General features: G+C 64.5%; 27 protein-coding genes and 1 tRNA gene. 9 read left to right on the top strand and 19 right to left on the bottom strand.

Features of this window, described 5'->3' with window-relative positions:
• Nucleotides 1–52: 52 nt before the first annotated feature.
• Both AC25Z0_RS00215 and AC25Z0_RS00210 read right to left on the bottom strand, forming a co-directional pair.
• Entirely contained in the window at nt 53–940 is an 888-nt protein-coding gene (locus AC25Z0_RS00215) for an alpha/beta fold hydrolase (RefSeq protein WP_488131877.1), read from the bottom strand.
• A 3-nt stretch (nt 941–943) separates the two neighbouring features.
• Nucleotides 944–1174 (bottom strand): hypothetical protein, encoded by a 231-nt coding sequence (locus tag AC25Z0_RS00210; RefSeq protein ID WP_488131876.1) that lies wholly within the window; start codon nt 1172–1174, stop codon nt 944–946.
• A gap of 126 nt (nt 1175–1300) precedes the next feature.
• On the opposite strand from AC25Z0_RS00210, the gene AC25Z0_RS00205 reads away from it, so the two are divergent.
• Nucleotides 1301–2191 carry a DUF4349 domain-containing protein gene (locus AC25Z0_RS00205; RefSeq protein WP_488120839.1) on the top strand — a complete coding sequence of 297 codons (891 nt, stop codon included), beginning with the start codon at nt 1301–1303 and terminating at the stop codon, nt 2189–2191.
• Nucleotides 2192–2212: 21 nt separating this feature from the next.
• Complete coding sequence (locus AC25Z0_RS00200; protein WP_488133093.1) at nt 2213–3391, top strand: acyl-CoA dehydrogenase family protein; 1179 nt, start codon at nt 2213–2215, stop codon at nt 3389–3391.
• A gap of 14 nt (nt 3392–3405) precedes the next feature.
• Here the strand turns inward: AC25Z0_RS00200 and AC25Z0_RS00195 are convergent, their stop codons facing one another.
• A complete protein-coding gene (locus tag AC25Z0_RS00195; RefSeq protein ID WP_488120838.1) occupies nt 3406–3645 on the bottom strand; it encodes a hypothetical protein in 240 nt (79 codons plus the stop codon).
• Nucleotides 3646–4063: 418 nt separating this feature from the next.
• On the opposite strand from AC25Z0_RS00195, the gene AC25Z0_RS00190 reads away from it, so the two are divergent.
• Together AC25Z0_RS00190 and AC25Z0_RS00185 are read left to right on the top strand one after the other, a co-directional pair.
• On the top strand, nt 4064–4984 hold the full coding sequence (locus AC25Z0_RS00190; RefSeq protein ID WP_488131875.1) for an alanyl-tRNA editing protein: 921 nt from the start codon (nt 4064–4066) through the stop codon (nt 4982–4984).
• A 109-nt stretch (nt 4985–5093) separates the two neighbouring features.
• Nucleotides 5094–5585, top strand: coding sequence for a DUF1269 domain-containing protein (locus AC25Z0_RS00185; RefSeq protein WP_488120836.1), 492 nt, complete (start codon nt 5094–5096; stop codon nt 5583–5585).
• A gap of 57 nt (nt 5586–5642) precedes the next feature.
• Here the strand turns inward: AC25Z0_RS00185 and AC25Z0_RS00180 are convergent, their stop codons facing one another.
• The 3 genes from AC25Z0_RS00180 to AC25Z0_RS00170 form a co-directional block, all read right to left on the bottom strand.
• Entirely contained in the window at nt 5643–7268 is a 1626-nt protein-coding gene (locus AC25Z0_RS00180) for a pyridoxal phosphate-dependent decarboxylase family protein (protein ID WP_488131874.1), read from the bottom strand.
• Nucleotides 7261–8649 carry an MFS transporter gene (locus tag AC25Z0_RS00175; protein ID WP_488131873.1) on the bottom strand — a complete coding sequence of 463 codons (1389 nt, stop codon included), beginning with the start codon at nt 8647–8649 and terminating at the stop codon, nt 7261–7263. The genes AC25Z0_RS00180 and AC25Z0_RS00175 overlap by 8 nt, the downstream gene beginning before the upstream one ends.
• Nucleotides 8650–8735: 86 nt before the next feature.
• Nucleotides 8736–9191 carry a MarR family winged helix-turn-helix transcriptional regulator gene (locus AC25Z0_RS00170; protein WP_488120833.1) on the bottom strand — a complete coding sequence of 152 codons (456 nt, stop codon included), beginning with the start codon at nt 9189–9191 and terminating at the stop codon, nt 8736–8738.
• A 185-nt stretch (nt 9192–9376) separates the two neighbouring features.
• Here AC25Z0_RS00170 and AC25Z0_RS00165 point away from each other — a divergent pair, with 185 nt between their 5' ends.
• From AC25Z0_RS00165 to AC25Z0_RS00155, 3 genes are all read left to right on the top strand, one after another.
• Nucleotides 9377–10588 carry an MFS transporter gene (locus AC25Z0_RS00165; protein WP_488131872.1) on the top strand — a complete coding sequence of 404 codons (1212 nt, stop codon included), beginning with the start codon at nt 9377–9379 and terminating at the stop codon, nt 10586–10588.
• A 198-nt stretch (nt 10589–10786) separates the two neighbouring features.
• Entirely contained in the window at nt 10787–11149 is a 363-nt protein-coding gene (locus AC25Z0_RS00160) for an aldo/keto reductase (protein WP_488120905.1), read from the top strand.
• 219 nt (nt 11150–11368) lie between these two features.
• Nucleotides 11369–12001, top strand: a complete 633-nt coding sequence (locus tag AC25Z0_RS00155) for an Lrp/AsnC family transcriptional regulator (protein WP_488120831.1) — start codon at nt 11369–11371, stop codon at nt 11999–12001.
• Between the two features lie 33 nt (nt 12002–12034).
• Here AC25Z0_RS00155 and crcB read toward each other — a convergent pair whose 3' ends face one another.
• The 10 genes from crcB to AC25Z0_RS00105 form a co-directional block, all read right to left on the bottom strand.
• Nucleotides 12035–12412 carry a fluoride efflux transporter CrcB gene (gene crcB / locus AC25Z0_RS00150; protein ID WP_488120830.1) on the bottom strand — a complete coding sequence of 126 codons (378 nt, stop codon included), beginning with the start codon at nt 12410–12412 and terminating at the stop codon, nt 12035–12037.
• Nucleotides 12409–12891 carry a fluoride efflux transporter FluC gene (locus AC25Z0_RS00145; protein ID WP_488131871.1) on the bottom strand — a complete coding sequence of 161 codons (483 nt, stop codon included), beginning with the start codon at nt 12889–12891 and terminating at the stop codon, nt 12409–12411. The genes crcB and AC25Z0_RS00145 overlap by 4 nt, the downstream gene beginning before the upstream one ends.
• Nucleotides 12891–13409, bottom strand: coding sequence for a universal stress protein (locus AC25Z0_RS00140; RefSeq protein ID WP_488120828.1), 519 nt, complete (start codon nt 13407–13409; stop codon nt 12891–12893). The genes AC25Z0_RS00145 and AC25Z0_RS00140 overlap by 1 nt, the downstream gene beginning before the upstream one ends.
• 72 nt (nt 13410–13481) lie before the next feature.
• On the bottom strand, nt 13482–15194 hold the full coding sequence (locus AC25Z0_RS00135; RefSeq protein WP_488131870.1) for an MDR family MFS transporter: 1713 nt from the start codon (nt 15192–15194) through the stop codon (nt 13482–13484).
• Nucleotides 15195–15223: 29 nt separating this feature from the next.
• Nucleotides 15224–15361 (bottom strand): hypothetical protein, encoded by a 138-nt coding sequence (locus AC25Z0_RS00130; protein ID WP_488131869.1) that lies wholly within the window; start codon nt 15359–15361, stop codon nt 15224–15226.
• A 259-nt stretch (nt 15362–15620) separates the two neighbouring features.
• Nucleotides 15621–16289 carry a TetR family transcriptional regulator gene (locus tag AC25Z0_RS00125; RefSeq protein WP_488131868.1) on the bottom strand — a complete coding sequence of 223 codons (669 nt, stop codon included), beginning with the start codon at nt 16287–16289 and terminating at the stop codon, nt 15621–15623.
• Between the two features lie 147 nt (nt 16290–16436).
• Nucleotides 16437–16856, bottom strand: coding sequence for an organic hydroperoxide resistance protein (locus AC25Z0_RS00120; protein WP_488120824.1), 420 nt, complete (start codon nt 16854–16856; stop codon nt 16437–16439).
• Nucleotides 16853–17332, bottom strand: a complete 480-nt coding sequence (locus AC25Z0_RS00115) for a MarR family winged helix-turn-helix transcriptional regulator (protein ID WP_488131867.1) — start codon at nt 17330–17332, stop codon at nt 16853–16855. Before AC25Z0_RS00115 ends, AC25Z0_RS00120 begins: the two co-directional genes overlap by 4 nt.
• 77 nt (nt 17333–17409) lie before the next feature.
• A complete protein-coding gene (locus AC25Z0_RS00110) occupies nt 17410–18447 on the bottom strand; it encodes a DUF2804 domain-containing protein (protein WP_488131866.1) in 1038 nt (345 codons plus the stop codon).
• On the bottom strand, nt 18444–19697 hold the full coding sequence (locus AC25Z0_RS00105) for an MFS transporter (protein WP_488131865.1): 1254 nt from the start codon (nt 19695–19697) through the stop codon (nt 18444–18446). Before AC25Z0_RS00105 ends, AC25Z0_RS00110 begins: the two co-directional genes overlap by 4 nt.
• 201 nt (nt 19698–19898) lie before the next feature.
• Here AC25Z0_RS00105 and AC25Z0_RS00100 point away from each other — a divergent pair, with 201 nt between their 5' ends.
• Together AC25Z0_RS00100 and AC25Z0_RS00095 are read left to right on the top strand one after the other, a co-directional pair.
• The gene (locus AC25Z0_RS00100) at nt 19899–20855 is read left to right on the top strand and encodes an NAD(P)/FAD-dependent oxidoreductase (RefSeq protein WP_488131864.1); all 957 of its coding nucleotides are present in this window, start codon (nt 19899–19901) and stop codon (nt 20853–20855) included.
• A gap of 10 nt (nt 20856–20865) precedes the next feature.
• On the top strand, nt 20866–23415 hold the full coding sequence (locus AC25Z0_RS00095) for an excinuclease ABC subunit UvrA (RefSeq protein ID WP_488131863.1): 2550 nt from the start codon (nt 20866–20868) through the stop codon (nt 23413–23415).
• 137 nt (nt 23416–23552) lie between these two features.
• On the opposite strand, the gene AC25Z0_RS00090 is transcribed toward AC25Z0_RS00095, so the two are convergent.
• From AC25Z0_RS00090 to AC25Z0_RS00080, 3 genes are all read right to left on the bottom strand, one after another.
• Nucleotides 23553–23628 (bottom strand) — tRNA-Ala (locus AC25Z0_RS00090).
• Between the two features lie 258 nt (nt 23629–23886).
• Nucleotides 23887–24879 (bottom strand): hypothetical protein, encoded by a 993-nt coding sequence (locus AC25Z0_RS00085; protein ID WP_488131862.1) that lies wholly within the window; start codon nt 24877–24879, stop codon nt 23887–23889.
• Nucleotides 24880–24961: 82 nt separating this feature from the next.
• Nucleotides 24962–25621: a GNAT family N-acetyltransferase gene (locus tag AC25Z0_RS00080; protein WP_488120817.1), complete on the bottom strand. Its 660-nt coding sequence runs from the start codon at nt 25619–25621 to the stop codon at nt 24962–24964.
• Nucleotides 25622–25701 lie beyond the last annotated feature (80 nt).

Raw genomic sequence — 25701 nt, 5'->3', positions numbered from 1 at the left:
CTGGTCGGGCGAGGCTGGTTGGATCAGTTGGTTGGATGAGCCGGCCTGACAGCTACTCCGACGAGCCAGCGGCGACGCGCGTGTCGTCGGAGCGACCGGTACGGCCGACGCCAGTGTTCACCATGTCGGCGTTCACCACCCCGGCGATCACCCGAGCCAGCCGCCTCCGAATAATGTGGTCGTTCGCCTCGACTCGATGCATGGTGACGTGTCGCATCCGTTCAATCACCGACATGCTGCCAGGCGGGATGAACGCGTCCAGCGCGCCGTAGATGACATCGACGGGCACGCGGAGGCTGGCGACGTCACTCACCAGCGTTTGCGACTGGATGCAGTTCTTCAGCGACTTGATGAACGGATTCCAGTTTTTCTCGGTGATCTCGAAGATGCCCTTGGGCAAGAGTCGCGCGACGATGGCGGCATTGGCCAGTGTGAATTCTTTGTTGGCGGCCAGGAAGTCATAGGCGCGCAGGTAGGCGCTGACCCTGGCGCGGATCCGTGGATCGCCGATCTCGGTGGGTGCCAGATAGACGGGCGGGCCCGCAAGCACCACATGTCGCACAGTGTTCCGCTGGCCGGGCAGCGGCCGATACGACGCCGCAAACCGGCTCACGATCAGGCTGCCCAGCGAGTGGCCGATGAGGGTGAACGGCTCCTTGAGCCGCAGTGAACGGATGGTCGCCGCGAGCGCGTCGACGTGATCCTCCAGCGTGTACTCGCAGTCAGCTGGTGCCGGAGATTCGCCGAAACCCAGGATGTCGACGGCGATCACCCTGTGGTTCGACACCAGCAACGGGATGAGGGCATGGAACGTCACCGACGATGACGCCACACCGTGCACCAGGATGACGACGGGACCCTGCCCCTCATCCGTTGCAATGTGCAGGAGTGGTGGGCGTGTTCGGTCAAAGAGTGCAGTGAACTCCGCCCACCAGCTCATACGTTAATTGTCTCCGCGCAGCTTCTCTTTGGCGTCATTCCTGGCCTGGGTGCTGTCGCGCTCGGCTTCAGCCTTCTTCACGTTGGCGTCGGCCTTGGCCTCGTCGATCTTGTCGCCGACCCTGTCCTTGGTGTCCTCAACCGTGCGGCTGATCTTCTTGCCTGCCGCGTCGAGAGTTTCTTTTGCGTCGTCTGCGAATCCCATGGTTTCTCCCTTGTGAATACGAACGGTCATACACGGGCGCATTGTGTGCGCCTCCCTTTCGACGATACGGGGGTCGGCATACCCGAGACGGGATTGTGACCCGACTCTCAGAGTTCATCCAGATAACGATGGCCGCGCTCCCCCTACATTTGAGCCATGAGACGAAGAGTCGCCGCCGTTGTCGCCACCGCCGCCGTTGTTGCCGTCACCCTGCTGTTCGCCGGGTGCACCGCGACGGATGGCTCGCAGAGCTCTGATTCCAGCGGCAGTTCCAGCGCCGATTCGTCCGTCCGCCAGATGCCGGCAACCGGCGGAATCGTCGCCGGCGACGAATTGACCGCGATCGACCCCAGCACCGGCGAGGTGAGCAGCGGCAACAGGGACGTCATCACCAACGGCTCCGCGTCTCTGACCGTCGCCGATCCCATTGCCGCGGCCCAGAGCGCAGTGACCATCACCGAACAGGCCGGCGGCCGGATCGACAGCCGCACCGAGAACCCAGAGACCGAGACGCAGCCGGCCAGCGCCAACCTGCTGCTGCGCATCCCGAGCGCCGACCTTGACCGCACACTGGCCGACCTCAAGGCGCTCGGCACCGTCAACTACGTGTCGTTGAACGCGTCGGATGTGACGGAACAGAGCCAGGATCTTGAGGCGAGGATCACCGCACTGCAGACATCCGTCGATCGGTTGCTCGCACTCATGGAGAAGGCGACGACCACCGCAGACCTCATCACGATCGAAACCGCGTTGAGCGACCGCCAGGCCCAGCTGGAAAGCCTGCAGTCCCAGCGCACGGCCCTCACCGACCAAATCGACTACGCCACCCTCAGCCTCGACCTCTACGCAGAAGGAGTGATCGCTGCGGGCGCCCCCGACACCTTCTGGAGTGGCATCGCAGCTGGCTGGGCGGCTCTCCTCAGCACCGTCTCCGGTGCTGCCGTTGTGGTCGGCGTGCTGCTGCCGTGGATCGTCGCAGCGGCCATCCTCGGCGCCATCGTGCTGATCATCGTGAAGATGTCGACGCGCAAGCAGCCCGCTGCCTAGTCTTAGGGGGTGAATGACTCCATGAGCATCCCCGCCCCCGCAGCGCCCCTCCTCACCGACGCGCTGCTCGGCCGCATCAGGGGTCGCGCCGCCCGCTACGACGAAGACAATTCGTTCTTCACCGAGGATCTCGATGAGTTGACGGCCGCCGGCTACCTGCGTGCCCTCGTCCCCCACGAGTACGGCGGACTCGGTCTCACTCTGCAGCAGGTCAGCCGGGAGCAGATCCGGCTCGCCGCCGCGGCACCGGCCACCGCACTTGCCGTGAACATGCACCTCGTCTGGACGGGAGTCGCCACCGCGCTGCGTGACAGGGGCGACAGTGCATTGTCATTCCTGTTGCACGAGGCAGGACGCGGCGAGATCTTCGGCTTCGGCGTCAGCGAGCCCGGCAACGATTTGGTGCTGTTTGGGTCGAAAACGGATGCCGTCCCTGAGCCCGACGGCGGATACCGCTACACGGGCACCAAGATCTTCACGTCCCTCTCCCCCGCCTGGACCAGGCTCGGCACCATGGGACTCGACACCACATCAGCGGATGCCCCGCAGATTGTCTGGGGATTCATTGACCGCACCGATCCGGGCGTCACCCAGAAAGACGACTGGAACACGCTCGGCATGCGCGCCAGCCAGAGCCAGAGCCAGAGCACAGTCCTCGACGGCGCGTACGCCAGGCCAGACCGCGTGTTCCGCAAACTCGCGCCAGGCCCGAATGCCGATCCGCTCATCTTCGCGATCTTCGCCAACTTCGAGATCCTACTGGCATCGGTCTACACCGGCATTGGGCAACGCGCACTTGAACTGGCCGTCGAGGCGGCGAACCGGCGCACCTCCCTGAAGAACGAGGGTCGCACGCTGGCGCAGGATCCCGACATCCGCTGGCGGATAGCGGATGCCGCCATGGCCATGGACGCCATCTACCCGCAGATCGATGCGCTCGCCCACGACGTTGATGCCATGGCCGACCGTGGGGCGCAGTGGTTTCCACAGCTGGCCGGGCTCAAGCATCGCGCCACGGAGAACGCCAGGCATGTCGTCGACCAGGCACTTCGGGTGAGCGGCGGATCGTCGTACTTCGCGGGCAGCGAGCTCGGACGGCTCTACCGTGACGTGCTCGCCGGCATCTTCCACCCCTCGGATGCGGAGTCCGCGCATGCCACGGTCGCCGCCGCGTGGCTGGGACCGCTGGACACTCCGTAAATAAGCGACGCTGGTCAGTTGGCGACGTTCGGCTCGCCCTCGCTGTCGTCTTCTTCCACGAAACGGTACGGGATGGGCTCTGCGGTCTCGCGCCCCTTACGGTAGGTGCGCGTAATGGTGTCGTCGCCCTCCACCGTTGTCCTCACGACGGTTTCCTGCTCCTTGCCGTCCACATACTCCAGGTCGATCTCTTCCCCTGCAGCGATGGAATTCGGTCCGAACAAGACTGCCCGATAGGTGGATTGACTGGTCATTATTTCCAACCTTCCCTGACTCGTGGCTCTCCGTCATTGGAGGGGCTCACCCAAACCAGCCTACGAGGGGAGCGCTGCAAGGGACAGGGCACGAGGCAGAATGATGATCTTTACGGGGAAGCCAAGTATGGTCAGGGATAGAGGGCCGCTGCAGCCCTGAAGGAAGGAGCACTTATGTCTGATAAATCACCACGTAAAGATGCATCGAAGAAGACTGCCGATCGTTCACTGAAGGAAAAGCGAGCCGATAAAAAGGCCAAGTCGAACGAGACGTCCGAAAAGGCACGAAAGAGCTAATTCTTCTTTCCTCATTCCTGACAGAGGTGGTGCGCAGCGTTCCGCTGTGTCACCACCTCTGTGTTGGTTAAGCTCTCGTGTTGGATAAACCAGCATTCGTCTCCGCAAGCAGAAGGACCCCATGACCCTCCCCATTCTCGACACCCGCGTCACCTATCCCGCCGGCGAGCTCACCTCGACGAGCCAGGTGCTGCATCTCGAAGAGATGGCCGATGGCCGGCTGGCTGTGCTGCTCGATTCGACCAGCTGCCACCCCGTGGATGCCGGCTGGCCAGACCAGGGGCCCGACAACGCCGTGCTGCGGCGCGGCACCGAAGAGATCCGCATCAGTGACTGCATCGTCGGTGCCACCGACGGGCACGCACTGCATGTCGGCCGCGACATCCCGGTTGCCAAGGGCACCGAGGGATGGGCCTTCGTGGTCGTGCACATCGTGGAACAGGAAGCGGCAGCGGCGCTGGCCACACCGCTGGCTGAAGGCGACACCGTCGATGTCGTCGTTGACGCCGAGCACCGTCGCCTCATCTCCGCCGGCCACACCGGATGCCACGCGGCATCCCTCGCTCTCAATCTCGCCGTCGCCGACCGCTGGAAGAAGGACGTGCGCCTCGACTCCCTCGGCACACCGGACTTCGATGGGATCGCGATCGACGTGTCGCAGATCAGGGAGAACGGTTCGCTCGACACCTATCGGCTCGGCAAGTCACTGCGCAAGAAGGGCTTCGTCACCGAGGGGCTCACCGCAGGGCCATCCGCTGAACTGGCCGCCATCGAAAGCGCCGTGAACGCCACGCTGGCCGGCTGGGTCGCTGCCGATGCCGCTGTGCACATCGACAGCGATGGGCCTCTGCTCACCGATCGCCGCTACTGGGTGTGCGAGCTTCCAGAGTGCACCGTTCGGATTCCCTGTGGCGGCACGCACCTGCGCAGCCTCGGAGACCTCTGCACGGCATCCGTTTCTCTCAGCATTGTCGACCTCGATGGCACCCTCGTGCTCACGATGGACACCACGGTCACCGCGGGCGCGACAGTCACAGCCTGACAGCGGCGCTGCCACGGCATCCGGTGTCGGCTCTTGTCTCTCTGCGCGCTCTGGGGTGAGAGTGGGAGCACGCCTCGGCACCGGCCGTGGCAGACGGATAGGAGACCCCATGGCCGACTTGATAGTTATCGCATTCGACACCGAATCACAGGCCGAGGGAGCCTATAAGCAGGTCCAGTCTCTGCAGGACGACCTGGTCGTTGAGCTGGCCGGACTCGCCCTGGTCACCGTCGACAACGACGGCAAGACACACGTCCACACGCCGGACAGCGCCAGCAACGTCGGCCTCGGTGTCGCCGGCGGCGCGCTCTTCGGCACCGTGATCGGACTGCTGTTCCTGGTGCCGATTGTCGGGCTGGTCACCGGCGGAATCCTGGGCGCCCTGGTGGCCGGGCTCGACAAGACAAGCCTGGACAGCGAATTTCGCCAGCGCGTGAAGGACGCCGTCTCAGCCGGAAAGTCGGCCGTCGTGATCTACGCGACGAAGCTCACCGAGGACAAGTTCACTGCCGCGCTCGCGCCATACGGCGGCAAGGTGGTCAAGACCTCGCTGTCGGAGGAAGACGAGAAGGCGTTCGCCTCCGACCTCGAGGCGAAGTAGCCGCGAGGATTTCGAGACACTCGCTGGCGCTCGCTCCTCAATCAACGGACACTCACCTCACAGTCGGGGCTCAACCAACCGGGCCAGCAGCTCGATGAGCAGCCGCTCGGTCAGCGGAGCGGGGAGTGCCTCCATCGCGGCGAGCAACGGCGCCATCTGATCGGGCAACGCGCTCGCGCCGGCGTCACCATCACCGCCGCTGCCATCGCCGATTCCGAGGCTGGCCAGCAGCCCGGCGGCCTGGTCAGAGGTGAGCGTCATCGTGCCGCTCAGTGCCTCCGCGGGCAATTCCGGCAGCGCGGTGAGCACATGCACTGGATCAACGGCTGGCACGCCGCGCACGTCGTCGGCGGCCTGCACCATCGCGGCGATCAGCTCACCCTCCACAGACTCGGTGACAGGGGTGAGCGTCAGGTGGGTGGTCGGCGGCAGCTGCACGCCGTTCGGCTGGAGCAGGCCGGGCTGTTGTTGCACGAGCCAGCCCAGCTGCCGCATCCGATCGGCAAGGTGGTGCGGGTCGACGCGTCTGGCGGGGGGCACGGCATCGTCCGCTGCCACGGCGAACAACGGCCCGGTCGGCGACCCGACCACGCGCAGCCCGTCGATGGCCTCTGCGGCCGTGATCAAGGCATCCGTTGCCCGTTTGCACGACTGGCTGAGCTCGGCGAAACCGTCGGTGCCGAGCCGTTCGATGATCGCCCACCCAGCGGCGAGGGCGCCGGCCGATTTCGACCCGAGCATGGTGGGGTTCACGACGGGGTACCCAGGCCAGCGCTTCGTGGCGAAGTACTGGTGACGCTGCCTGTCCCGCCCGCGGTGCAGCAGCACCGATACACCCTTGGGCGCGTAGCCGAACTTGTGCAGGTCGGCCGAGATGCTGGTGACGCCGGGCACCGCGAAGTCCCACGCCGGCAGGTCACTCCCCCACCACGGCAGCACCCAGCCGCCGATGCACGCATCGACGTGGCACGAAAGGCCGGCAACGGATGCTGCTGCAGCGACTGTCTGGATCGGGTCAAGCGTTGCGTACGGATACGACGGGGCTGAGACGACGACGATGGCGACATCAGCCCCGAAGCGGAGGATCAGCTCGTTGGCATCAACCTGCCCGTCGGTGTCGACGGGGACCAGATCGAGCTCAAGGCCGAAGTAGTGGGCGGCCTTGTGGAAGGCGGCATGCACGGTCACGGGCGCGAGCAGGCGGGGAACACCGGTGCCACCGTTGGCGCGCCACCCATCGCGGGCTGTCTTGACCGCGAGGAGGCAGCTTTCGGTGCCTCCGGACGTGACGGTGCCGACGACCATGGTGTCGGCAGCTGCTGATGGTGCGGCGGGCTGCTCGCCTTGCTCGCCGGGCTCGCCTGGCGCGCCTGGCTCGCCTGGCGCGCCTGGCTCGCCGTGCAGCATCCGGGCAGCGAAGCCAACGATGTCGCGTTCCATGGCGGCGACAGAGGGGAACGTTGTCGGGTCGAGTCCGTTGACCGGCTGCATGATCCGGATCGCCTGTGCGGCCAGTTCGTCGAGTTCGGCCAGGCCGGAGTCGTAGACGTAGGAGAGCACGTGGCCGCCGTGAGTGGGGGCATCCGCTTGTCTCAGCTCCGTGAGGCGGGCGAGGATCTGCTCGGATGTGTCGGTCAACGCTGACCTCTCCGTCGATGCCGCAGTGTCGGTCGAATCAGCCACGAAGTGCCTCCTGGGTTGCGATGGTCAGGTCGATGTCGTTCTTGCGCAGGCGATAGCGAGACAGCGTGACGAGGCTGAGCACCATGACGGCCGCAGGCACGATGCTGAAGCTGATCACGATGCCGGCTACGGCGGTCGCGCTCTGCTCGACGCTTTCACCTGCGACACGCTCCGTGTAGCCGGTGAGCGCGAGCACCACGGTCAGTGCTGTGGCGCCGAACGCCATGCCGGCTGTCTCCCCCGCCGTCCAGATGCCGCCGAAGATTCCGGCGTTTCCGGCGCCGTTCGTTGTCGCGTCGTAGGAGATCACGTCGGGCAACATCGCCATGGGCAGCGACTGCATGCCAGCGTATGCAGCACCGGCGAGGGCAACGGGCGCGTAGATCCAGGTGCCTGGGGCCCAGAGCTGGCCGACGAGCGCGAGCGCCGCGATGCCGTAAAGAACGCTGGCGATCGTGAATGCGCGCTCCTTGCCGATGCGCCTGGCCACCACACCCCAGACCGGTGCGCACACCAGAGCAGGGGCGATGAGCGCAACGAAGAGGAAGGTGACGGCATCCTCTGAGCGCAGCACCCAGGTGGCAACGTACTGGGCGCCGGCGAGCATGATGCCGGTGGCCAATCCCTGCAGGATGAACGTAGCGAGCAAGGCCCTGAATGGCTGGCTGCGCTTCAGCGCGCGCAGGCCGTTGAGGTAGCCAGCGCTCCAACGGCTATGCCGCGCGCGGACAGAGCCCTCCCCTGGGCTCACCACGACATGACGAGGGGCAACGGATGCCGAGATCAGCATTCCAGCGCCGATCACGACACCGGCAACGATGGCCATCATCAGGTACCCGACGCGCACGTCGCTGCTGAGGCTTCGCAGCAGCGGACCGCCTGCCCCGAACAACAGGATCGCCAGCGCGAGCATCACGACGCGCCACGTCAGCAGGCGGGTGCGATCGTCGTAGTCGCCGGTGAGTTCGGCGGGGAGAGCGATGTACGGCACCTGGAACAGGCTGAACGCTGTGGCGCAGATGAGAAACGCGAGGCACACCCAGAGCGCGGCGACGGGCCGATCAATTCCGGCGGGCACGGCGAACGTCAGGATGAAGAACAGCGGGAGCAACGAGCCGCCGAGCACCATGAACCGGCGCCTCGATCCAGTCACAACCAGACTTCGGTCGCTGCGTGCACCGATGATCGGGTCGATGACGATATCCCAGATCTTGGCCAGGGTGACGACCAGGCCGGCGGCGAGCGCGGTGATCCCGAGGGTGTCGGTCAGGTAGTAGACCAGCACCAACCCTGGCAGAGTGGCAAAACCGCCGGTGCCGAGCGAGCCGACCGCGTATGCGGCAATGGTCTTCCGACCCAGTGAGTGCGCCTGTGCATCCATGCAGCGAGCATAGGGGCATCCGTGCCTCGGATCGCGGCAGACGCGTGCGCGGATTGCCAATTGTGCACGTCAGGGACCGGCAGACTTCAGCTCGCTGGCACGCCAGCCAACTCCGGCAGCGACTCGACCAGCGGCGCCAGCTCTGGGATCTCACGCGCGTTCCGCAGCGCACGTTCCAGCGTCTCATCGTGAATCGGCCTGGCCGTCTCAAGCAGCTCGCTGCCCGCGGCCGTAAGCTCCGTGTAAATTCCGCGGCGGTCATCGGCACACAGGATGCGGGTCAGCAGTCCCCGGTCTTCCAGCCGCGTGACCAAGCGAGTCGTCGCACTCGCACTCAGGGCGCTCGCGTGTGCCAATTGCTGCATCCGCATGTGCCAGCCGTCCTGACGGCTGAGCGCATCGAGCACCGTGTATTCGACGACGGAGAGCGAAACGGCCCCCTGCAGCGCTCGCTCAAGTTCGGTCTCGATGAGTCCGTGCAGGGCGGCAAGCGTGCGCCATCCCCTCGTGCGGATCTCGACTGCGTCGTCGGCGATACCCATGTTCATGCTCCTGTCGTGCAGTGATACCGGCGCGGGGTTTGGGCGCGGAGTGTTCCGCGCGCAAAGTAGTTGCTTGCGCGGGTTACTTGCGTGTGCAATGATTTATACCGCGCCTGCAACTACAAGCGTAAGCACAAACTTCGTTTCTGCCTAGCCTCGCACCTGCATATCTCTGGAGAATTCGTATGCCACTCGGCCTCATCGCCCTCGCCGTCGGAGGGTTCGGCATCGGACTCACCGAGTTCGTCATCATGGGCCTCCTCCCCGACATCGCCGCCGACTTCAACGTCACAGAGGCAGCCGCGGGCTGGCTGATCACGGGATACGCGCTGAGCGTCGCCGTCGGAGCACTCCTCATCACCGCGGCCGTCACGCGCCTCCCCCGCAAGCCAGTGCTCCTTGCCCTGATGGTGCTGTTCATCCTCGGCAACCTGATCTCAGCCACCGCCGCCGACTACCCGGCCATGATGATCGGTCGCATCGTCGCCGCTCTCTGCCACGGCGCCTTCTTCGGTATCGGCTCCGTCGTCGCGGCCAGCCTCGTCGCCCCTGAGAAGAAGGCCGGCGCCATCGCCATCATGTTCACGGGCCTCACCGCCGCCAACGTGCTCGGCGTACCGTTCGGCACCTTCCTCGGCCAGAGCTTCGGCTGGCGTTCAACGTTCGTCGCGATCACCATTATCGGCATCATCGCACTCATCGGCCTCGTCGCCTTCATCCCCCGCGCACCACGAATCGAAGCGGATGCCGCCAGCGGCCTTCGCGCAGAATTGCGCGCGTTCCGCTCCGGCCAGGTCTGGCTGTCCCTGCTCCTCACCATCTTCGGATTCGGTGGCATCTTCGGCGCCTTCACCTACATCGCGTACACGCTCACCGAGGTGAGTGGATTCGCCAGCACGACGGTGCCGTGGTTGCTCGTACTCTTCGGCGTCGGACTCTTCCTCGGTAATGTCCTCGGCGGCAAGGCCGCAGACCGCGGCGTTGATCGCGCCCTGATTGTCATCCTGTCTGGCCTCACTGTCGTCCTCGTGCTTTTCGCGCTCACGGCGCAGAGCCAGATCATGACCATTGCGTCGCTTGTGCTGATGGGCGGCTTCGGATTCGCCACGGTTCCTGGCCTGCAGCTGCGCGTCATGAAGTACGGCGGAAGCGCGCCGACGCTGGTTTCGAGCGCCAACATCGGCGCATTCAATCTCGGCAACGCGCTCGGCGCAGCCGTGGGTGGCATCACCATCACCGCCGGTCTCGGCTACACGTCACCGATCTGGGCCGGCGCGCTGATCACGTTCATCGCCCTGTCACTCATGATTGGTGCGGCGGTTGCCGCCAGGCGCAGCGGGCCGCGAGCAGGAACGCCGGCAGCGGCTGAGCCGGCAGAGGCACTGCTTGACGCGTGACTCGAAGAGGCCGTTCACGGCCGTTTCGAAAACCCCGTGAGCCGGTCTTCGGTCGCAACCACGGTCCACAGTTTGGCTCGCTGGAATTCGAGACATTCGCTGGCGCTCGCTCCTCAATCAGCGAAGACCGAGGAGACCGGTGGGATGCGTTGCGCGCATTGAACGCAGCGGCGCGACGAGCTCGCCGCCACCGCAACGATCGTGCCGGCCGTCAACCAGATCGAACTGCACCCAGCCCTACAGCAGCACGACACCGTGACCTACAACCGCGCTCACGGCATCGCAACCGAGGCGTGGAGCCCGCTCGCCCAGGGGGCGTTGCTGAGCGACGAAAGCATCACGGAGATCGCGGCGCGCCTCGGCCGCACGCCAGCCCAGGTCATCCTGCGCTGGCACCTGCAGCAGGGACGCATCATCATCCCGAAGTCGGTGACGCCTGCTCGGATCCGTGAGAACCTCAACATTCTCGATTTCGAGCTGACGGATGCCGACCTCGTTGCGATCGACGCCCTCGAGCGTGATGGCCGTACCGGACCGCACCCCGCGGAGTTCAACGGCTAGGAACCGGCAGCGGCAGCGCACACCGGGATGGCAGTTTCCCTGCGCCCCCGGTGTGCGTTGCGGCGTGCAGGAGACACGACGCGTTCTCGCATCTGAAATGGATTGTTAGCGCGAACTTACGGGCATTTGCGATCAACTGTGCACGCAGGCGCGTCAACACAAGGACAAAATCATGACGCTTGCGGGCAAAGCCGAATATTATCTCTAATTAGCCGATCAATGGATGATTCGATGGACAAGGGGGAGCCAACGATGGACCTTGATGAGACTCATATACGAATGCTCGAGATGTTACGAGACAACGGACGAATCTCAGTGGCGACCCTGGCGGAGGAACTGGGAATCTCTCGCTCGAATGCGTACACGCGCTATGAAGCGCTGGTTCGCTCAGGGGTGATTCGTGGCGTGCATGCCGACATCGACCCTGCAGCGGTGGGGCTGAGCGTGGCGGCCATGGTGTTCGTCACGGTGCGCCAGAGCCAATGGGCAGACTTTCGCAGCCGGTTGTCCGGCCTCGCCGAGCTGGAGTACTTCATCGTCATGACCGGCGAGCATGACGCCATGCTGGTGGTCAGGGCAGCCGGTGTCTCTGCCATTCACAACCTGGTGGCCACGCGCCTCGCGCAGTGGCCGTCAATCAAGGCCACCGTCACCGTGTTCATCATGGATGAGGAACGTTCACACGTTTCATTGCGGATGCCGGTCGACTCCAGCGACACGCTGCGCCAGTCTGGGGAACGCTTTGGAATGACCCGGTTCGTCCGCACGAGCGAAGACCGCGCCAGCGGTGCTCACGGCTCCCACAGCTCCCTCGCTGCGCAGGCTAAGCGCGCACCTCGCGGCACACGCTGACTGCCCGGCGGCATCCGCTCGCCCGTACCTGAACTAGACCAGCTTGCCGAGCCAGAGGCCAAGCATCGCTGCGGCCACACAGCCGATCAGCATTCCGATGCCGCTTCCGAGCGCCGCGCCATACCGGCGCTGCTTGACCAGCTGTACCGTCTCGTAGCTGGCGGTGCTGAATGTGGTGTAGCCCCCTAGGAACCCGGTGCCGATCACGATGTTCAGGTCGGTCGGCAACACGCGCACGAGCGTGAGACCCGTGATGAACCCGAGAACGAACGAGCCGGTGATGTTGATGATCGTTGTCGCCCACGGGTATGCGGTCTTCAGGTTGGCGCGGATGAGACCGTCGACGATGAGGCGCACACTGGCGCCAACGCCACCGGCGACCGCCAACAGGATGAAGATGAGCGGGGTCATTGGTGTGCTCCCTGCGCTGCGTCAGCATCCTGGCTGGCCGGAGCCGGGTGGGTGGCCTTGTAGTGCTCGTTGGCCCTCGAGGCGATGGCAATTCCAAGCAGGGTGGCAAGGGCGCCAACGATCACGGTGCCCAGGGAATAGAGCAGCGCCCAGCCCCAGTCGCCGTTCGAATTCAGCACCGCTGTATCGGTGGCCAGGGAACTGTACGTCGTGAACCCGCCGCAGAATCCGGTGCCGAGAAGCAGCTTCAACCTGCCCACTGTCTTGTCCCCCTTCGGGAGACGGGTGAGCCCTTCGTAGAGGTATCCGAGCAAGAAGGCGCCGATCGCGTTGATGATGGCGATGGCTATCGGCACACCATTGACGGACGGGATCCACAGCGATAAGGCCTCACGACAGGCGGCCCCTACGGCACCTCCGGCCGCGACAAGGCCGATCGACGCCCACCGGAGGTAACTGGGCCGGGCTCCGGATGCCATTACGCTGCCTCCCACGGCAGTTTCTGCTCGGCTCCTGGGGCACGAGCGGGAACGACTACAACGGGCCGCAACTGGCGATGGGCCAGTTGAATACCAATCGACCTGTTGAAGAACTCCTGAATGCCACCACCGACGGATCGCTCATGGGTCCCCACCACGATCATGGCCGCGTTCACGGTGTCAGCGAGATGGCCGAGCGCCACGGGGATGTCCCCCACCAGCACCCGCGAACTCCAATCAACATGGGTGTCGATGAGGATCGAATCGAGGGTCTCCGCGAGTTCGCGGTCGAATTCCTCTTCACGCGTGTCGGCAAAATCTGGGTCGATGGGCATTGAAGACACCGAACCGTCCGCACCCTCCGAGACCACGAAGCGTCCAGGATTCACATGCGCACAAATCAGGGTGGTGTCGAACTCTGCGGCGAATCGGGCCGCCTGCACGACCACTCTGGCCGGTTGGCCCGGTGCAACGCCCACCACGACGGGCGGCTTCTTGTTTCCCGCATGCTCAGCCATGTTGTGACTCTATTCCGCCTCCCCCGCAGCAGCAAGGCCGCCTGCGTGGCCATCGGCGACGCTACCCGAGAACTAGACCCGTTCTGCGTCGGAGTCGTCGGACACTGCCGTGCCGGATGTCGCATCCGCTGCACCAGCGGTTGCCACGTCCGTTGCGGGTACGCCATCGGACTGTGCAGAACCGGACTGTGCAGAGGCGAGCGCTTCAGCCTCAGCACCACCGATGGCCTCGCCCCTGGCCACCATTCCTGCGGTGTCAGAGAGCGGGATCTCCTTGAGGAACAGTGCCAGCACGAACGACAGCGCGATGAACGGGATCAGGTACCAGAAGACGGGGGCGAGCGAGTCGGCGTATGCCGTCACCACGCCTTCGCGAACAGCATCAGGCAGCTGGCTCAGTGTTTGCGGGTCAAGCGTGGCCGTCGCACTGCCGGCATCCGTTGTGGATGCCCCTGCGTCGGTGAAGACGGCGGTCAGCTTGTCGGAGAGCGAGTTGGTGAAGATCGCTCCGAAGATGGCAACGCCGAGAGCGGCTCCCACCTCACGGAAGTAGTTGTTCGTACTCGTTGCCGTTCCGAGCTCCTCAGCCGGCACAGCGTTCTGCACGACAAGCACGATGACCTGCATGATGAGGCCAAGTCCAGCACCGAAGAAGAACAGGTAGACGCAGATCAGCCAGATGGGCGTCGTTGCGCTGAGCGTTGTCATCGCCAGCATGGCCGCGGCCGTCAGGAGCGTACCGAAGATCGGGTACATCTTGTACTTGCCGCTCTTACTGATGGCGATACCCGACCAGATGGAGGTTCCCATCAGACCGGCCATCATCGGCAGCATCAGCAGACCGGATGCCGCGGCCGACGTGCCAGACGACATCTGTAGGAAGGTCGGAACGAACGCAATCGCTGAGAACATACCGAGGCCGAGGGTGAGGCCGATGGCCGTGGCGTTGACGAAGATCGGGTTGCGGAAGAGTGACAGCGGAATGATGGGATCTTCTGCGCGGGTCTCTGCCCAGATGAAGGCCGCGATCGCAGCAACCATGGCAGCGCCGAGCGCCCAGGTCTCCAGAGCGCCCCAGCCGTGGTCCTTGCTGCCACCGAAGTCGGTGAAGAAGATGAGGAACGTCGTCGCGGCCGAGAGCAGCACAACGCCGAGGATGTCGATCTTGCGCGTGGCCTTCTTGTTCGGCAGCGTGAGGGCGAACCAGGCGATGGTGAACGCGGCAATACCGATCGGGATATTGATGTAGAACGCCCACTCCCACGTGAGGTGGTCGACGAAGAAGCCCCCGAGCAACGGTCCGGCCACAGCGGACAGGCCGAAGATTGCGCCCAGCGGGCCCATGTACTTGCCGCGATCCTTGGCAGGAACGATGTCGGCAATGATGGCCTGCGAGAGGATCATCAGTCCACCGCCACCGAGACCCTGAATGGCCCGGAAGATGACGAAGCTCCAGAAGTCGGTTGCGAATGCACAGCCAACCGACGCGAGCGTGAAGAGCGCGATGGCGAACAGGAACAGGCGGCGGCGGCCGAGGACGTCACCGAATTTTCCGTAGATTGGCATCACGATGGTGGTGGCAAGCAGGTAGGCGGTGGTGATCCACGCCTGGTGCTCGACGCCACCCAGCTGGCCGACGATGGTCGGCATAGCCGTGGACACAATGGTCTGGTCAAGGCTCGAGAGCAGCATCCCCGCAATGAGCGCGGAGAAGATGATCCAGATGCGCTTCTGCGTGAGGAGCAACGGTTGCCCCGCTGTGAGCGAAGATGATGGAGAGGCCATCGCTAGGAATCCTTAGGTTTTGTGGGTGGTTAGGCAGTGGTGGCGCTGGTCGACTCGAAGAGCAGCGAAGCAATGAGTTTCGGTTCCGGGTCGAGAGCGGATGCGAGCGCCGTGGCCTCGATCTCGGCTGGCAGAATGCCGCGCTCGCAAATTGCACTTTCTGACACGGAGTGCAATGTTACACAATGGTTGACATAGTGCAACTTTCGCCGCGCTCCTGAAGTGGGCAGAACCAGACCGCGCTGGCAGTCCCCCGACCACCAGCGCAGCGGCCTGGTTACCGGCACACCCTCCTGTGCCGGTCTAGCGGCGTGGCTGCGTCCAGCAAACCGAGAATCCCCCGATTCACGTTCGCCGAGAAGCCGAACCGCCGCTTAGTACGATCGTACAGTAAAGTGCCCGACGGTAAAACTCGTCGTCTACCCTTTAGCGCTGGGTATCGAGGCGCGGAAAATACTGCGCAGGGCGAGGGCCGATATTCGCGCTCAACCGCCGCTGGACATCCGCTACGCCAACGACGGTGAGTGACCGGAGCAACATCTCGTCGATCCGTTCCAGCAGGTCAGCGCACTCGGTCAGCCGACCGGAGATTTCCTGCACCCCGTTGAAGTATGCAACCAGGTGGTACGCCTCGCGCTTCGAATCGAGGTCGGCGCGCACGTCGCCCATGGCGATGGCGTCGTCAAGCATCGCCGAGATTTGGGCAATCCAGCTGACGTATGGAGTTGGCAGCTGGACGTTGATCTGGTCGTGCTCGCGCACCAGCCGCACAGCTGCACGCACCCGAACATCGTCGCGATAGGCGCTGGCATCCTCGCGGATGGAGGCGATGATCGCATCAATCCCCCGAAGGGGCGTGGCCCCCGACTCGTCGGTGACGGGCTCGTGTGCGAAGACCCCCCGGATCAGTGCACCTGCAATGTCGGACTTTGCGCGGAAATGATACTGAACCAGTCCTTTTCCCACATCCGCTTTGTCGGCGATCGTGCCGATCGAGGCACCGACATAGCCATGCTCCGCAAACTCAACGGCAGCGGCCGCCAGGATACGCTCGCGCGTGTCTGCGGCCCGAGTGGCCTGATCAATCATCGCCATGCTTCCCTCTATCCGAAACTTAATTTTCGCATAGTGTGCCACCCATATGGGTGACGCTTGAGGCATAACATGCTCGTTGTGCTGGCGTGCGACCGGCCTGAGTACTTACGCGATCGGCCTGTGTACTTACGCGACTGGCCTGTGTACTTAGTCGTCGGAGACGACGATGTCCACGACGATGTTTCCGCGGGTCGCGTTGGAATACGGGCACACCTCATGTGCACGGCTGGCCAGCGACTGCGCGATGTCGGCCGGCACGTCGGGGAGGACGACCTCAAGAGTCACGGCCAGACCGAAGCCACCTTCGATAGCACCGATGTGCACCTGGGCGCCGACACTGGAGCCCTCAACGCTGACCTTGTGCTCACGGGCTGCCATCTGCAGGGCGCTGTGGAAGCAGGCCGCGTAGCCGGCGGCGAAGAGCTGCTCTGGGTTGGCGCCATTGCCGGTTCCACCCATGGCCGCTGGAATGGCAAGCGCGAGGTCAATGCGGTTGTCCGTCGTTGCGACGTGGCCGTTTCGGCCGCCTCCGGTAGCGAGGGCTTCTGCGGTGTAGAGCGTGTTCATAGGGATTCCTTTGTGTCTGGTGTGTCTGATGCTCGTTCTGAAGGAGCGTTGTTGATGGTGCAGATCTTGTTGAGGATGCGCCGAAGCTCTGCGGCTTCGGTCGGCTCCAGCCCGAGCTGGGTGCCGAGCTCCAGGGGAACGCGCAGGGCACGCGCCCTGAGGTCGCGACCGTCACTCGTCAGCGTGACCATGACCATCCGCTCATCGGTCGCACTGCGCTGGCGCGTTACCCGTCCGGCTGCCTCGAGTCTCTTGAGCAAGGGCGACAGCGTTCCGCTGTCGAGCCCGAGGCGAGAACCGAGCCAGGAGATGGTCACGTCGTCCTGCTCCCAGAGCGCGAGCATCACGAGGTACTGCGGGTAGGTGAGACCCAGCGGGTCCAGCACCTCGCGGTACGCCGACGTCACGACCTTGTCCCCCGAATACAGCGCAAAACACAGCTGATCGTCGAGGGCGAGCGGGTTCTCAACTGACATGCAATAAAGCTAACAGGCAATTAGATTGTGCACAACTCAATTGCGAACAGGTGAATGGATGCCGTGCCACGACCGCATCACCAGCGGTTGTACACGTCCTCCGCCCAGCCGACGATCTCCTCGACGAGTACCTGTTTTCCAGCGTCGTCGATGAGCCAGCCAGAGTAGTGCCCGAAGCACTGGTGGGTCTTCGACCCGATGACCACGAAATTCATGCTCGCGAAGCGGTCGTAGAACGGGGTGAAGGTGAGCTCGACCCGAGCGGAGGTGATGCGCCATGGCGCCAGCCAGTCGGTGGAATTGAACTCCCACGTCAACAGCTCTGCGACCTTGTGCACCCGGCCGTCCACGGTGAATGCATTTTGCGACGGGCCATGCGGCCGAGTGCCGCCACCACCCAGCTGCAACCCGATCCGCTTTCCGGCTGTCATGCCGGCGCCCGCTCCCCAGTTCCAGTGCGTGCCGTATGGCGAGCGTGCACGGGCATGGTCGAGCACCGCCCAGGATGCTCCCTCCGGCACGGCGATCTCCTCGCCATCAACCCAGAGGGAGCCGTACGTCGGTCGATCGACGTCCTTCACGGTGTACTGGGCGAGCCGCGCGCTGAACGGCGAACTGGTGGCCGGCGCTTCATGCCCGTCGGGGATCGTCGCGATCACGTCGAGCCGCACCCTGGCAGACTCTGCGCGCAACCGCGTGCCGCCGTCGACCTCGTCAATGTCGATGGACAGCCCCTTTCCCCTGGCGCGGGAAGACCCGGCGCCGAGGGTGCCAGGCAGGCTCACGTTTCGACTGAACGGACCGATGACAGCGCTGTCGATCGGAACCAGCGTCTCGCGGTCGAGCACCCACAGCTGATGCAAGGACGCGAAGTCGAGTCCGGCGATGGTCACCGCGATGATGTGGGTCGGCGTGGTGATGCCCCAGTACTCCCAGCGCTTGTTACGGCCCCAGCCATAGAGGCCACGCCCGAGGGAGTCGGTGTCGTGCAGCTGATGGCGGGTCCAGCCGACGGCCGCCGGGTTCTGCCGACCGTTGGGGAGCAGGAAGGTGACGGGCGCCGTGATCTCACGCTCGTCGGACGCGTTCGCCACCCGAGCGGTGCCGCTGGTCATCGGACGCTCTTGATCGGGAGGATGGCGACCGCCCCGAGAATGGCGAACACGATGCCGGCCACGAAGATCGACGCGTACCCTCCACTGATGCTGATGAGCAGCCAGGCAACGAGCGGGGTGAGGGCCTGCGGCAGCGTGGTCGCGACATTCAGGATGCCAAGGTCTTTCGCGGCGTCCTCCGTTTCGTCTGGGAGCACCTCTGTCATCAGCGCGAGGTCGACGCTGAGGTACACGCCGTAGCCGATGCCGAAGACGAAGGCGAGGGCGAACATGCCGGCGACGGTGGGCGTGGCGAGCGGAATGACGAGTGCCGCGCCCATGATGAGCGACGACGCGATGACGAACACCTTGCGGCGGCCAGTGCGATCGGAGATGCGTCCCGAAATGTACGTGCTGAGCAGGGCAGCCACGAGTTGGGTGACCGTGAGGAGGCCGGCAAGGCCTGCCGCCTCCACGAGCGGCAACCCGATGTAGTCGGTCAGCACGTACAGCAGGTAGGTCTGCACACCCTGGTAGGCGAGGATCATGAGGAAGCGGGCGCTGAATGCCCACGCGAAATCGGGGTGCTTGCGGGGGTTCACCCAGAAGCCTCCGAGGAAGCTTTTCCAGGAGAACGGTGGCACAACGAGGCCGACGGAAGACGTGTCCCTATTAAAGAGGACATACGCGACAGCAACCAGGAAGATTCCGGCGGCAAATGCGGCGTACCCGACGCCAATGTTCTCGACGAAAATCCCTGCTCCGACAACGCCGATCCCCATGCCGGCGATCGTTCCCATCGCGATGACGGCCGAGGCCACCCCGCGACGTTCCCGCGGAAAATGATCGGCGACCACAGCGGGCACCGCCGTGCCCAGCGCGTTGAGCGCAAGCATGAGCAGCACCCAGACCACCGTGATCCACAGCAGCGTGTTCATGGCCACCAGCAGCATCATGAAGAGCGCCGCACCACCGGCCCCGGCCAGGATCCACGGCGCACGCCGCCCCAACCGGCTGCGGGTGCGGTCTGACCACGCGCCGACCAGCGGGTGGATGATCACCGCAGCAATAGCGGATGCCGTCATCACGAGAGCAAGATTGCCCACCTTGTCGGCTTCGTCGACCAGGGCAACCTGGTTCGGCACGAAGATCGTCATGAATGACGCGTAGCAGGCGAGCAGCATCGCGTTGATCGAGAACAGCGAAACCAGTAGTTTCCGCTGCGGGGCGCGGGTCACGGCACTCGGGGCCGTTGGCAGTGTTTGAGTCACTAGGGTCCTCCTCATTGAGGTAGGCCAACCCTATTGGATGGCGACCGCCAGAGCGCGGAAGTGAGAGCGGGAAAAAGCTCCGTCGGGTCCAGCGCGCGAGGCGCGAACCGCGGGTATCCTCACGGGCATCACCCCATCCGCTTGCACGCGAGCGGATTCGGGGCATCCGAGTATGCACAGCATCCTTCGTGAGGGCACGTGATGGCATCCGACTTGTTCGACGTTGCGGTGGTGGGCGGCGGTCCAGCGGGGCTGAGCGCTGCGCTCTCACTGACGCGGGCCCGCCGCCGCGTGGTCGTGTTTGACGCAGGCGACCCGAGAAACGGCGTGGCACAGCATATGCATGGCGTCCTCGGTCATGACGGGCTGCCGCCGGCTCGCCTGCTCGAGCTCGGTCGGAGCGAGGTCAGAGGATACGGCGGCGTCGTCGTCGATGGGCGCGTCACGGCGGCTCGTGCCGACGATAGCGGTATCGAGGTCGCTGGTCCGTCAGGAGTTGTCACAGCACGGCGACTGATCGTGGCCACGGGGCTCCGTGACGGGCTGCCCGACATTGCCGGCCTGCGCGAGCAGTGGGGTCGTGGCGTCGTGGTGTGCCCGTACTGCGATGGGTGGGAACATCGCCACCACATCATCGGCGTCATTGCCGCAGGACCGCACGGGCTCGAGCAGGCTCAGCAACTGCGCCAATGGTCCGACCAGGTCGTTTACTTTCCGAATGATCTCGACGAGCTCTCACCAGACGCGCGCCGGTCACTTGAACGGCGCGGTATTCAGATCGAGCACGGTCGGGTGCACGCCGTGCGGTCGAGCGCTGGCATCCTCACAGCGATTGAGCTGCCCGACAGATCCGTACCGGTGGACACGATCTTCACCCAGACCACGCTCCACCCCCGCGACACGTTGCTGCGTGACTTAGGCGCGCGAACGCTGGAGGATGATGCTGGCGACTCGTGGGTGAGAGTCGACGCCGATGGCCGCACCAGCGTCACGCATGTGTGGGCCGTTGGCAACGTGATCGATCGTCGCTCCAATGTGTCCGTGTCTCTCGGCGCTGGCTCGCTTATCGCCGGTGCCGTCAACGCCGATCTGACCGCTGATGACATCCGCTCTGGGGAGAACACCTACTACTCGAGAACCCACAGGAATCGCGAATAGAGGAGCCCTCATGTCCGCACCTTCCACACCTCTGCAACCGGCCACACCCTCAGCTATCGCCGTGCGCGGGGCGCGCGTCCACAACCTGAAGAACATCGACGTTGACGTGCCCCTGAACGAGCTCGTGGCGATCGCAGGGGTGTCAGGGTCGGGGAAATCCTCCCTCGCGCTCGGCGTGTTGTACGCGGAAGGGTCACGCCGGTACATGGAGGCTCTCTCCACGTATACGAGGCGTCGCCTCACTCAGGCGAGCCGTGCCGCAGTCGATTCCGTGGAGCATGTGCCTGCCGCACTCGCGCTCAGGCAGCGGCCAGGGATCTCAGGGGTGCGATCCACGTTCGGCACCTCGACCGAGCTGCTGAACAGTCTGCGGCTCATCTATTCCAGGCTTGGACACCACGAATGCCCGAACGGGCACCGGATGGAACCGACGATGGACGTCGCACTGGATCTCCCGCTGACGTGCCCGGTGTGTGGGGCGGTGTTCGGACCGCCAAGCGCGGAATCGTTCGCGTTCAACAGCGAGGGTGCCTGCCCCCGCTGTCAGGGGACCGGGGTTGTCAGGGAGGTCAACCCCGACTCGCTCGTCCCTGACGAGACGATCAGCATCGACCAGGGCGCCGTCGCGCCGTGGGGGATGTTCGGACTCGCCGCGAACCCGCAGGTCGCAGCCGCCATGGGGGTGCGCACCGACGTGCCTTTCGCCGAGCTGACCGACCACGAACGCGACATCGTCTTCCACGGCCCCTCCGAACAGCATCAGATCCTCTACCCGGCGAAGAATGGCAAATTGTTCGAGCTCAAAATGACCTACCGAAACGCCACTCAGGCCGTCGAGGAGGCCCTCAAGAAAGCCGACACCGAGAAAGGCCTGAACCGGATCGAACGCTTCCTCAGCATCCAGACCTGCCCCGTCTGCCACGGCAGCCGCCTCTCCGCCCGTGCCCGCTCCACCCAGGTGGAAGGCATCGACCTGGCCGAAGCCACCGGCAAGACCCTCGAGGAGATCACCGCATGGGTGCAGACCATCCCGGCCACAATGCCAGCCGCGATGGTGACGATGGCCGAGAATATCGTGGCGCACATGGTCGAGACCGCCCAGATGCTCGTGAAACTCGGGCTCGGCTACCTTGCCCTTGACCGGGCATCCTCCACCCTCTCGACCGGGGAGCGCCAGCGGGTGCAGCTCTCCCGTGCGGTGCGCAACCGCACCACCGGCGTCCTCTACGTCCTCGACGAACCCTCCATCGGACTACACCCCTCCAATATCGACGGCCTGCTGGGAGTGGTGCGCAATCTGCTGATCGACGGGAACTCCGTCGTCATCGTCGACCACGACGTACAGGTCTTGAGGGAATCGGACTGGCTGATCGAGATCGGCCCTGGCTCCGGAACCGAAGGCGGCCAGATCATCGCCTCCAGCACGCTGCCCGACCTCATGCACAACCCCGATTCGAAGATCGCCGGGTTCATCGACCGCAGCCAGAACACCATCGTTCGTCACCCAGCATCCGCGGCGGACATGTTTACCGACGGTCGCATCCACCTGTCCACCTCGCCCCTGCACACCGTCCACGCTCTCGATCTGGACATCCCCAAGGGCCGACTGATCGCCGTCACGGGAGTCTCCGGATCCGGAAAAACAACACTGGTGCTCGAGAGCCTCGTGCCCGCCCTCCAGGCCAGCGCGAAAGGCGAACGGCTCCCCGCCCACGTCACACAGCTGGATACGGGCGGGTTGCAACGGGTCAGCGTCGTGGACGCGTCCCCCATCGGGATCAACGTACGCTCCACCGTCGCGACCTACAGCGGCGTCCTTGACGACCTGCGACGCGTGTACGCCGCCACCCCAGACGCGAAACGCCTCGGCCTCAGAGCCGCAGACTTCTCCTACAACACCGGCAGCCTCCGATGCCCACAATGCGACGGCACCGGACAGATCTCCCTTGACGTGCAATTCCTCCCAGACGTCGACATCGTCTGCCCCGAATGCGAGGGAACTCGCTACTCCCCCGCCGCCGACCAGGTGCGCCGCCACCCGCGCCACGCCGCCGCTGACCACGACGCCGACGATCGGGGCCTCTCACTCCCCGAGCTTCTCGCGATGACCATCGAACAAGCGCTCAGCCACGTCATAGACCTGAAGAAGGTCCACGCGCGGTTGCAATTGCTGTCCGACCTTGGCCTGTCCTACCTCACCCTTGCCGAGGCCACCCCAGCGCTCTCCGGTGGTGAGGCGCAACGGTTGAAGCTCTCCACCGACCTCGACAGGGATCAGCACGAAACGCTGTTCGTCTTCGACGAACCCTCCATCGGACTCCACCCCCTCGACGTGCAAGTCCTGTTGCACGTGCTGCAACGTCTGCTCGACAACGGAGCAACGGTCATCGTCATCGAGCATGACCTCGACGTAATCGCCAACGCCGACTACCTCATCGACCTCGGCCCAGGCGGCGGCACCGCCGGCGGGACAATCGTCGGCACGGGCACTGTTGCACAGATCATCGCGGACCCGTCCAGCATCACCGGTCGCTACCTGCCTACGTCGCCGGAGAAGTGAGCGCGTTGGTGGAGCTGTGAGCGCGGTGGTGGAGCTAAGGGGACCCCGTCGTTCGGGCTCCGCCCTCACTCCTCCTCGAATCACTGAGTTCATTAAAAACAGTAAGGACCGGCCCTTCGGGCCGGTCCTTACTGTTTTGGTGGAGCTAAGGGGATTCGAACCCCTGACCTTCTCATTGCGAACGAGACGCGCTACCAACTGCGCCATAGCCCCAAACTGCACTTGAAGATTATCACGGCCGGACGACTGTTCTTCGCCATTCAGCCGCCCGCGCCTGCGAAAACAGCAGAATGCGTCAGCTTGATGTCAGCTCGGCGTTAGCTCTCGACCGGCAACGCCCCACCACACCGCTGACAGACGCCCAACGAGACATCGTCAACGTAGAAACCACAGTCTGGACAGACGTTCGCCAGCCAGCACGCTGGGTCCCCGCCTGTCTCAGACTCGGCGGGTGTGCGATCTTTGTCCGGGCTATCCGGCACGGCGACGGCGGAGTACCGCGTCGAGGTCGGTCATGCCTGGAGTTGTCTCGCCGATGATGCCCATCGACGCAAAGCGACTGTTCGACGCTGTCTCTGGCTCTCGAACCTGCGACGCCATAGCGGATGCCGCCGGGCGCGCAACGGGGCGCGTGATCGGCGTAGCTTCCTGCGAGGTCTTCGCGGCAACGATCTGCGCGGCCCGCAGGGCGATCTCGGCCTCTGCGGCCGCCGCCTTCAACTGCGCGGCAGCATCGACGGATGCCATCGCCGTCTGCGCGATCGACCCACGAGAGAGGTACAGGGGGCGAGGGAGCGACCGCGGGGTCCACGTTGCGGGCGCAGCTTCGACCTCTGGCTCGAGGTGCACAGGTTCGAAGTCCGGCATCTGCATTCCGCGCCTGCGCTGGACGGGGGCAGCGGTGGCCACCGTGTTCGCCGCGCGAATAGAGCGTCCAGCCTTGGCGAGCCGCGACAACAGACCCAGCGACGCGCCTGCCGTGAGGCCACCGGCGATCAGCAGCACCCACGTTCCAGCGAGGGCAGGTCCGATGCCGGCTGCGACCGTCAGCACCCCGGCCAGCAGCACGAGGGAGGTCAGCGACCGCGCGCGTCGGAGGCGGTGCAACGTTGAGGGAGAGGCAGAGACGGCTGGCTGGAGCGACGCAGTCGCAGCGAGTACCGCCGCGCGCCTGGCCGCTCGTGCGGCATCCGCTGCGTATTTGGCGTCTGCCCTGGCATCACTTTCAGCCTGGGCAAGAAGTTTCTGTTGCGCTGACACGGTTCGAGCCGATGCTTCCACACGCACCTGCGCTGGGACCTCGGCTGTTTCAGCCAAAATGCGCATGGTCTGCTGCAATCGCACGGCGTTGCGTTCGGTGGCCAAATACTGCCGACGCCTCGCCCACGTCGGCATGAGGTACGCAACCCAGAGCACAGCAGCAATCGCCACCATGACTCCCCCACCCAGTGCCTCACCGCTCATGCTCCCTACGGTATGAGTCGCCGGGTACTATGCGCCACATTCCCGAGGGTGTGTCTGGAGGAAATGTGCAGACTGTCAGGACTTATTTCTTCGGCACGTACAACGGATGCGCTGCAGCGGCCAGGTCGGCAGGGGTGATGGCGGCCGCGTCCGGCGGCACAGTTCCGTCGTGCCAGCGCGAGAGCACGCCAGATTTCACCTCTTCGGCCACGAGGGCGAAGCAGAAGTGGTCGCGCCATTCGCCATTGATGTGGATGTAGCGACGGCGGAGGCCCTCGTAGCGGAAACCGAGCTTCTCGACGATGCGAAGCGACGGGGCGTTCTCTGGCCGGATGCAGATCTCCATCCGATGCAGGCCCAACTGGAAGAAGCAGTAGTCGGTGGCCAGCGCGACGACGGTGGGGGTGATGCCCTTCCCGGCGAAGCGTTCACTCACCCAGTAGCCGATGGTCGCCGATGACAGCGATCCCCAGGTGATTGATGACACGTTGAGCTGGCCGGCGAGTTCGCCCCTCGACTCAATGATGAACGGCAGGCCGTTGCCAGCGCGCGAGTGCGACAGCAGGCCACGGATACTGGCACGTGTGTCGAACGACATCGGGGCGTAGGGGCTGGTTGCTTCCCACTTTCGCAACCAGCCCCGGTTCTCCATGAGTTCTTGCTCAAGGAGTTTCGCGTCCTTAATCTTCACGGCACGCAGGGTGATATCCCCCTCGTGCAGCGTAGGAATCGCGAATGGCACGCTTTACCCGTCTTGTTGGGGGCATCCGTCCCTTGGTGGGGACATCTGCCCGGTTCTGATGTGGGCGACCGCCCGTTTTG

Source organism: Leifsonia sp. Y862, assembly GCF_057669585.1.
The sequence above is the reverse complement of the archived record's forward strand: the minus strand, read 5'-3'. Positions and strand labels throughout refer to the sequence as shown.

Excerpts from the sequence above, each read along its gene's own strand:
- AC25Z0_RS00215 (WP_488131877.1), bottom strand. The coding sequence starts at position 940 with ATGAGCTGGTGGGCGGAGTTCACTGCACTCTTTGACCGAACACGCCCA.
- AC25Z0_RS00210 (WP_488131876.1), bottom strand. The coding sequence starts at position 1,174 with ATGACCGTTCGTATTCACAAGGGAGAAACCATGGGATTCGCAGACGAC.
- AC25Z0_RS00205 (WP_488120839.1), top strand. The coding sequence starts at position 1,301 with ATGAGACGAAGAGTCGCCGCCGTTGTCGCCACCGCCGCCGTTGTTGCC.
- AC25Z0_RS00200 (WP_488133093.1), top strand. The coding sequence starts at position 2,213 with ATGAGCATCCCCGCCCCCGCAGCGCCCCTCCTCACCGACGCGCTGCTC.
- AC25Z0_RS00195 (WP_488120838.1), bottom strand. The coding sequence starts at position 3,645 with ATGACCAGTCAATCCACCTATCGGGCAGTCTTGTTCGGACCGAATTCC.
- AC25Z0_RS00190 (WP_488131875.1), top strand. The coding sequence starts at position 4,064 with ATGACCCTCCCCATTCTCGACACCCGCGTCACCTATCCCGCCGGCGAG.
- AC25Z0_RS00185 (WP_488120836.1), top strand. The coding sequence starts at position 5,094 with ATGGCCGACTTGATAGTTATCGCATTCGACACCGAATCACAGGCCGAG.
- AC25Z0_RS00175 (WP_488131873.1), bottom strand. The coding sequence starts at position 8,649 with ATGGATGCACAGGCGCACTCACTGGGTCGGAAGACCATTGCCGCATAC.
- AC25Z0_RS00170 (WP_488120833.1), bottom strand. The coding sequence starts at position 9,191 with ATGGGTATCGCCGACGACGCAGTCGAGATCCGCACGAGGGGATGGCGC.
- AC25Z0_RS00165 (WP_488131872.1), top strand. The coding sequence starts at position 9,377 with ATGCCACTCGGCCTCATCGCCCTCGCCGTCGGAGGGTTCGGCATCGGA.
- AC25Z0_RS00155 (WP_488120831.1), top strand. The coding sequence starts at position 11,369 with ATGGATGATTCGATGGACAAGGGGGAGCCAACGATGGACCTTGATGAG.
- crcB (WP_488120830.1), bottom strand. The coding sequence starts at position 12,412 with ATGACCCCGCTCATCTTCATCCTGTTGGCGGTCGCCGGTGGCGTTGGC.
- AC25Z0_RS00145 (WP_488131871.1), bottom strand. The coding sequence starts at position 12,891 with ATGGCATCCGGAGCCCGGCCCAGTTACCTCCGGTGGGCGTCGATCGGC.
- AC25Z0_RS00140 (WP_488120828.1), bottom strand. The coding sequence starts at position 13,409 with ATGGCTGAGCATGCGGGAAACAAGAAGCCGCCCGTCGTGGTGGGCGTT.
- AC25Z0_RS00135 (WP_488131870.1), bottom strand. The coding sequence starts at position 15,194 with ATGGCCTCTCCATCATCTTCGCTCACAGCGGGGCAACCGTTGCTCCTC.
- AC25Z0_RS00125 (WP_488131868.1), bottom strand. The coding sequence starts at position 16,289 with ATGGCGATGATTGATCAGGCCACTCGGGCCGCAGACACGCGCGAGCGT.
- AC25Z0_RS00120 (WP_488120824.1), bottom strand. The coding sequence starts at position 16,856 with ATGAACACGCTCTACACCGCAGAAGCCCTCGCTACCGGAGGCGGCCGA.
- AC25Z0_RS00115 (WP_488131867.1), bottom strand. The coding sequence starts at position 17,332 with ATGTCAGTTGAGAACCCGCTCGCCCTCGACGATCAGCTGTGTTTTGCG.
- AC25Z0_RS00110 (WP_488131866.1), bottom strand. The coding sequence starts at position 18,447 with ATGACCAGCGGCACCGCTCGGGTGGCGAACGCGTCCGACGAGCGTGAG.
- AC25Z0_RS00100 (WP_488131864.1), top strand. The coding sequence starts at position 19,899 with ATGGCATCCGACTTGTTCGACGTTGCGGTGGTGGGCGGCGGTCCAGCG.
- AC25Z0_RS00095 (WP_488131863.1), top strand. The coding sequence starts at position 20,866 with ATGTCCGCACCTTCCACACCTCTGCAACCGGCCACACCCTCAGCTATC.
- AC25Z0_RS00085 (WP_488131862.1), bottom strand. The coding sequence starts at position 24,879 with ATGAGCGGTGAGGCACTGGGTGGGGGAGTCATGGTGGCGATTGCTGCT.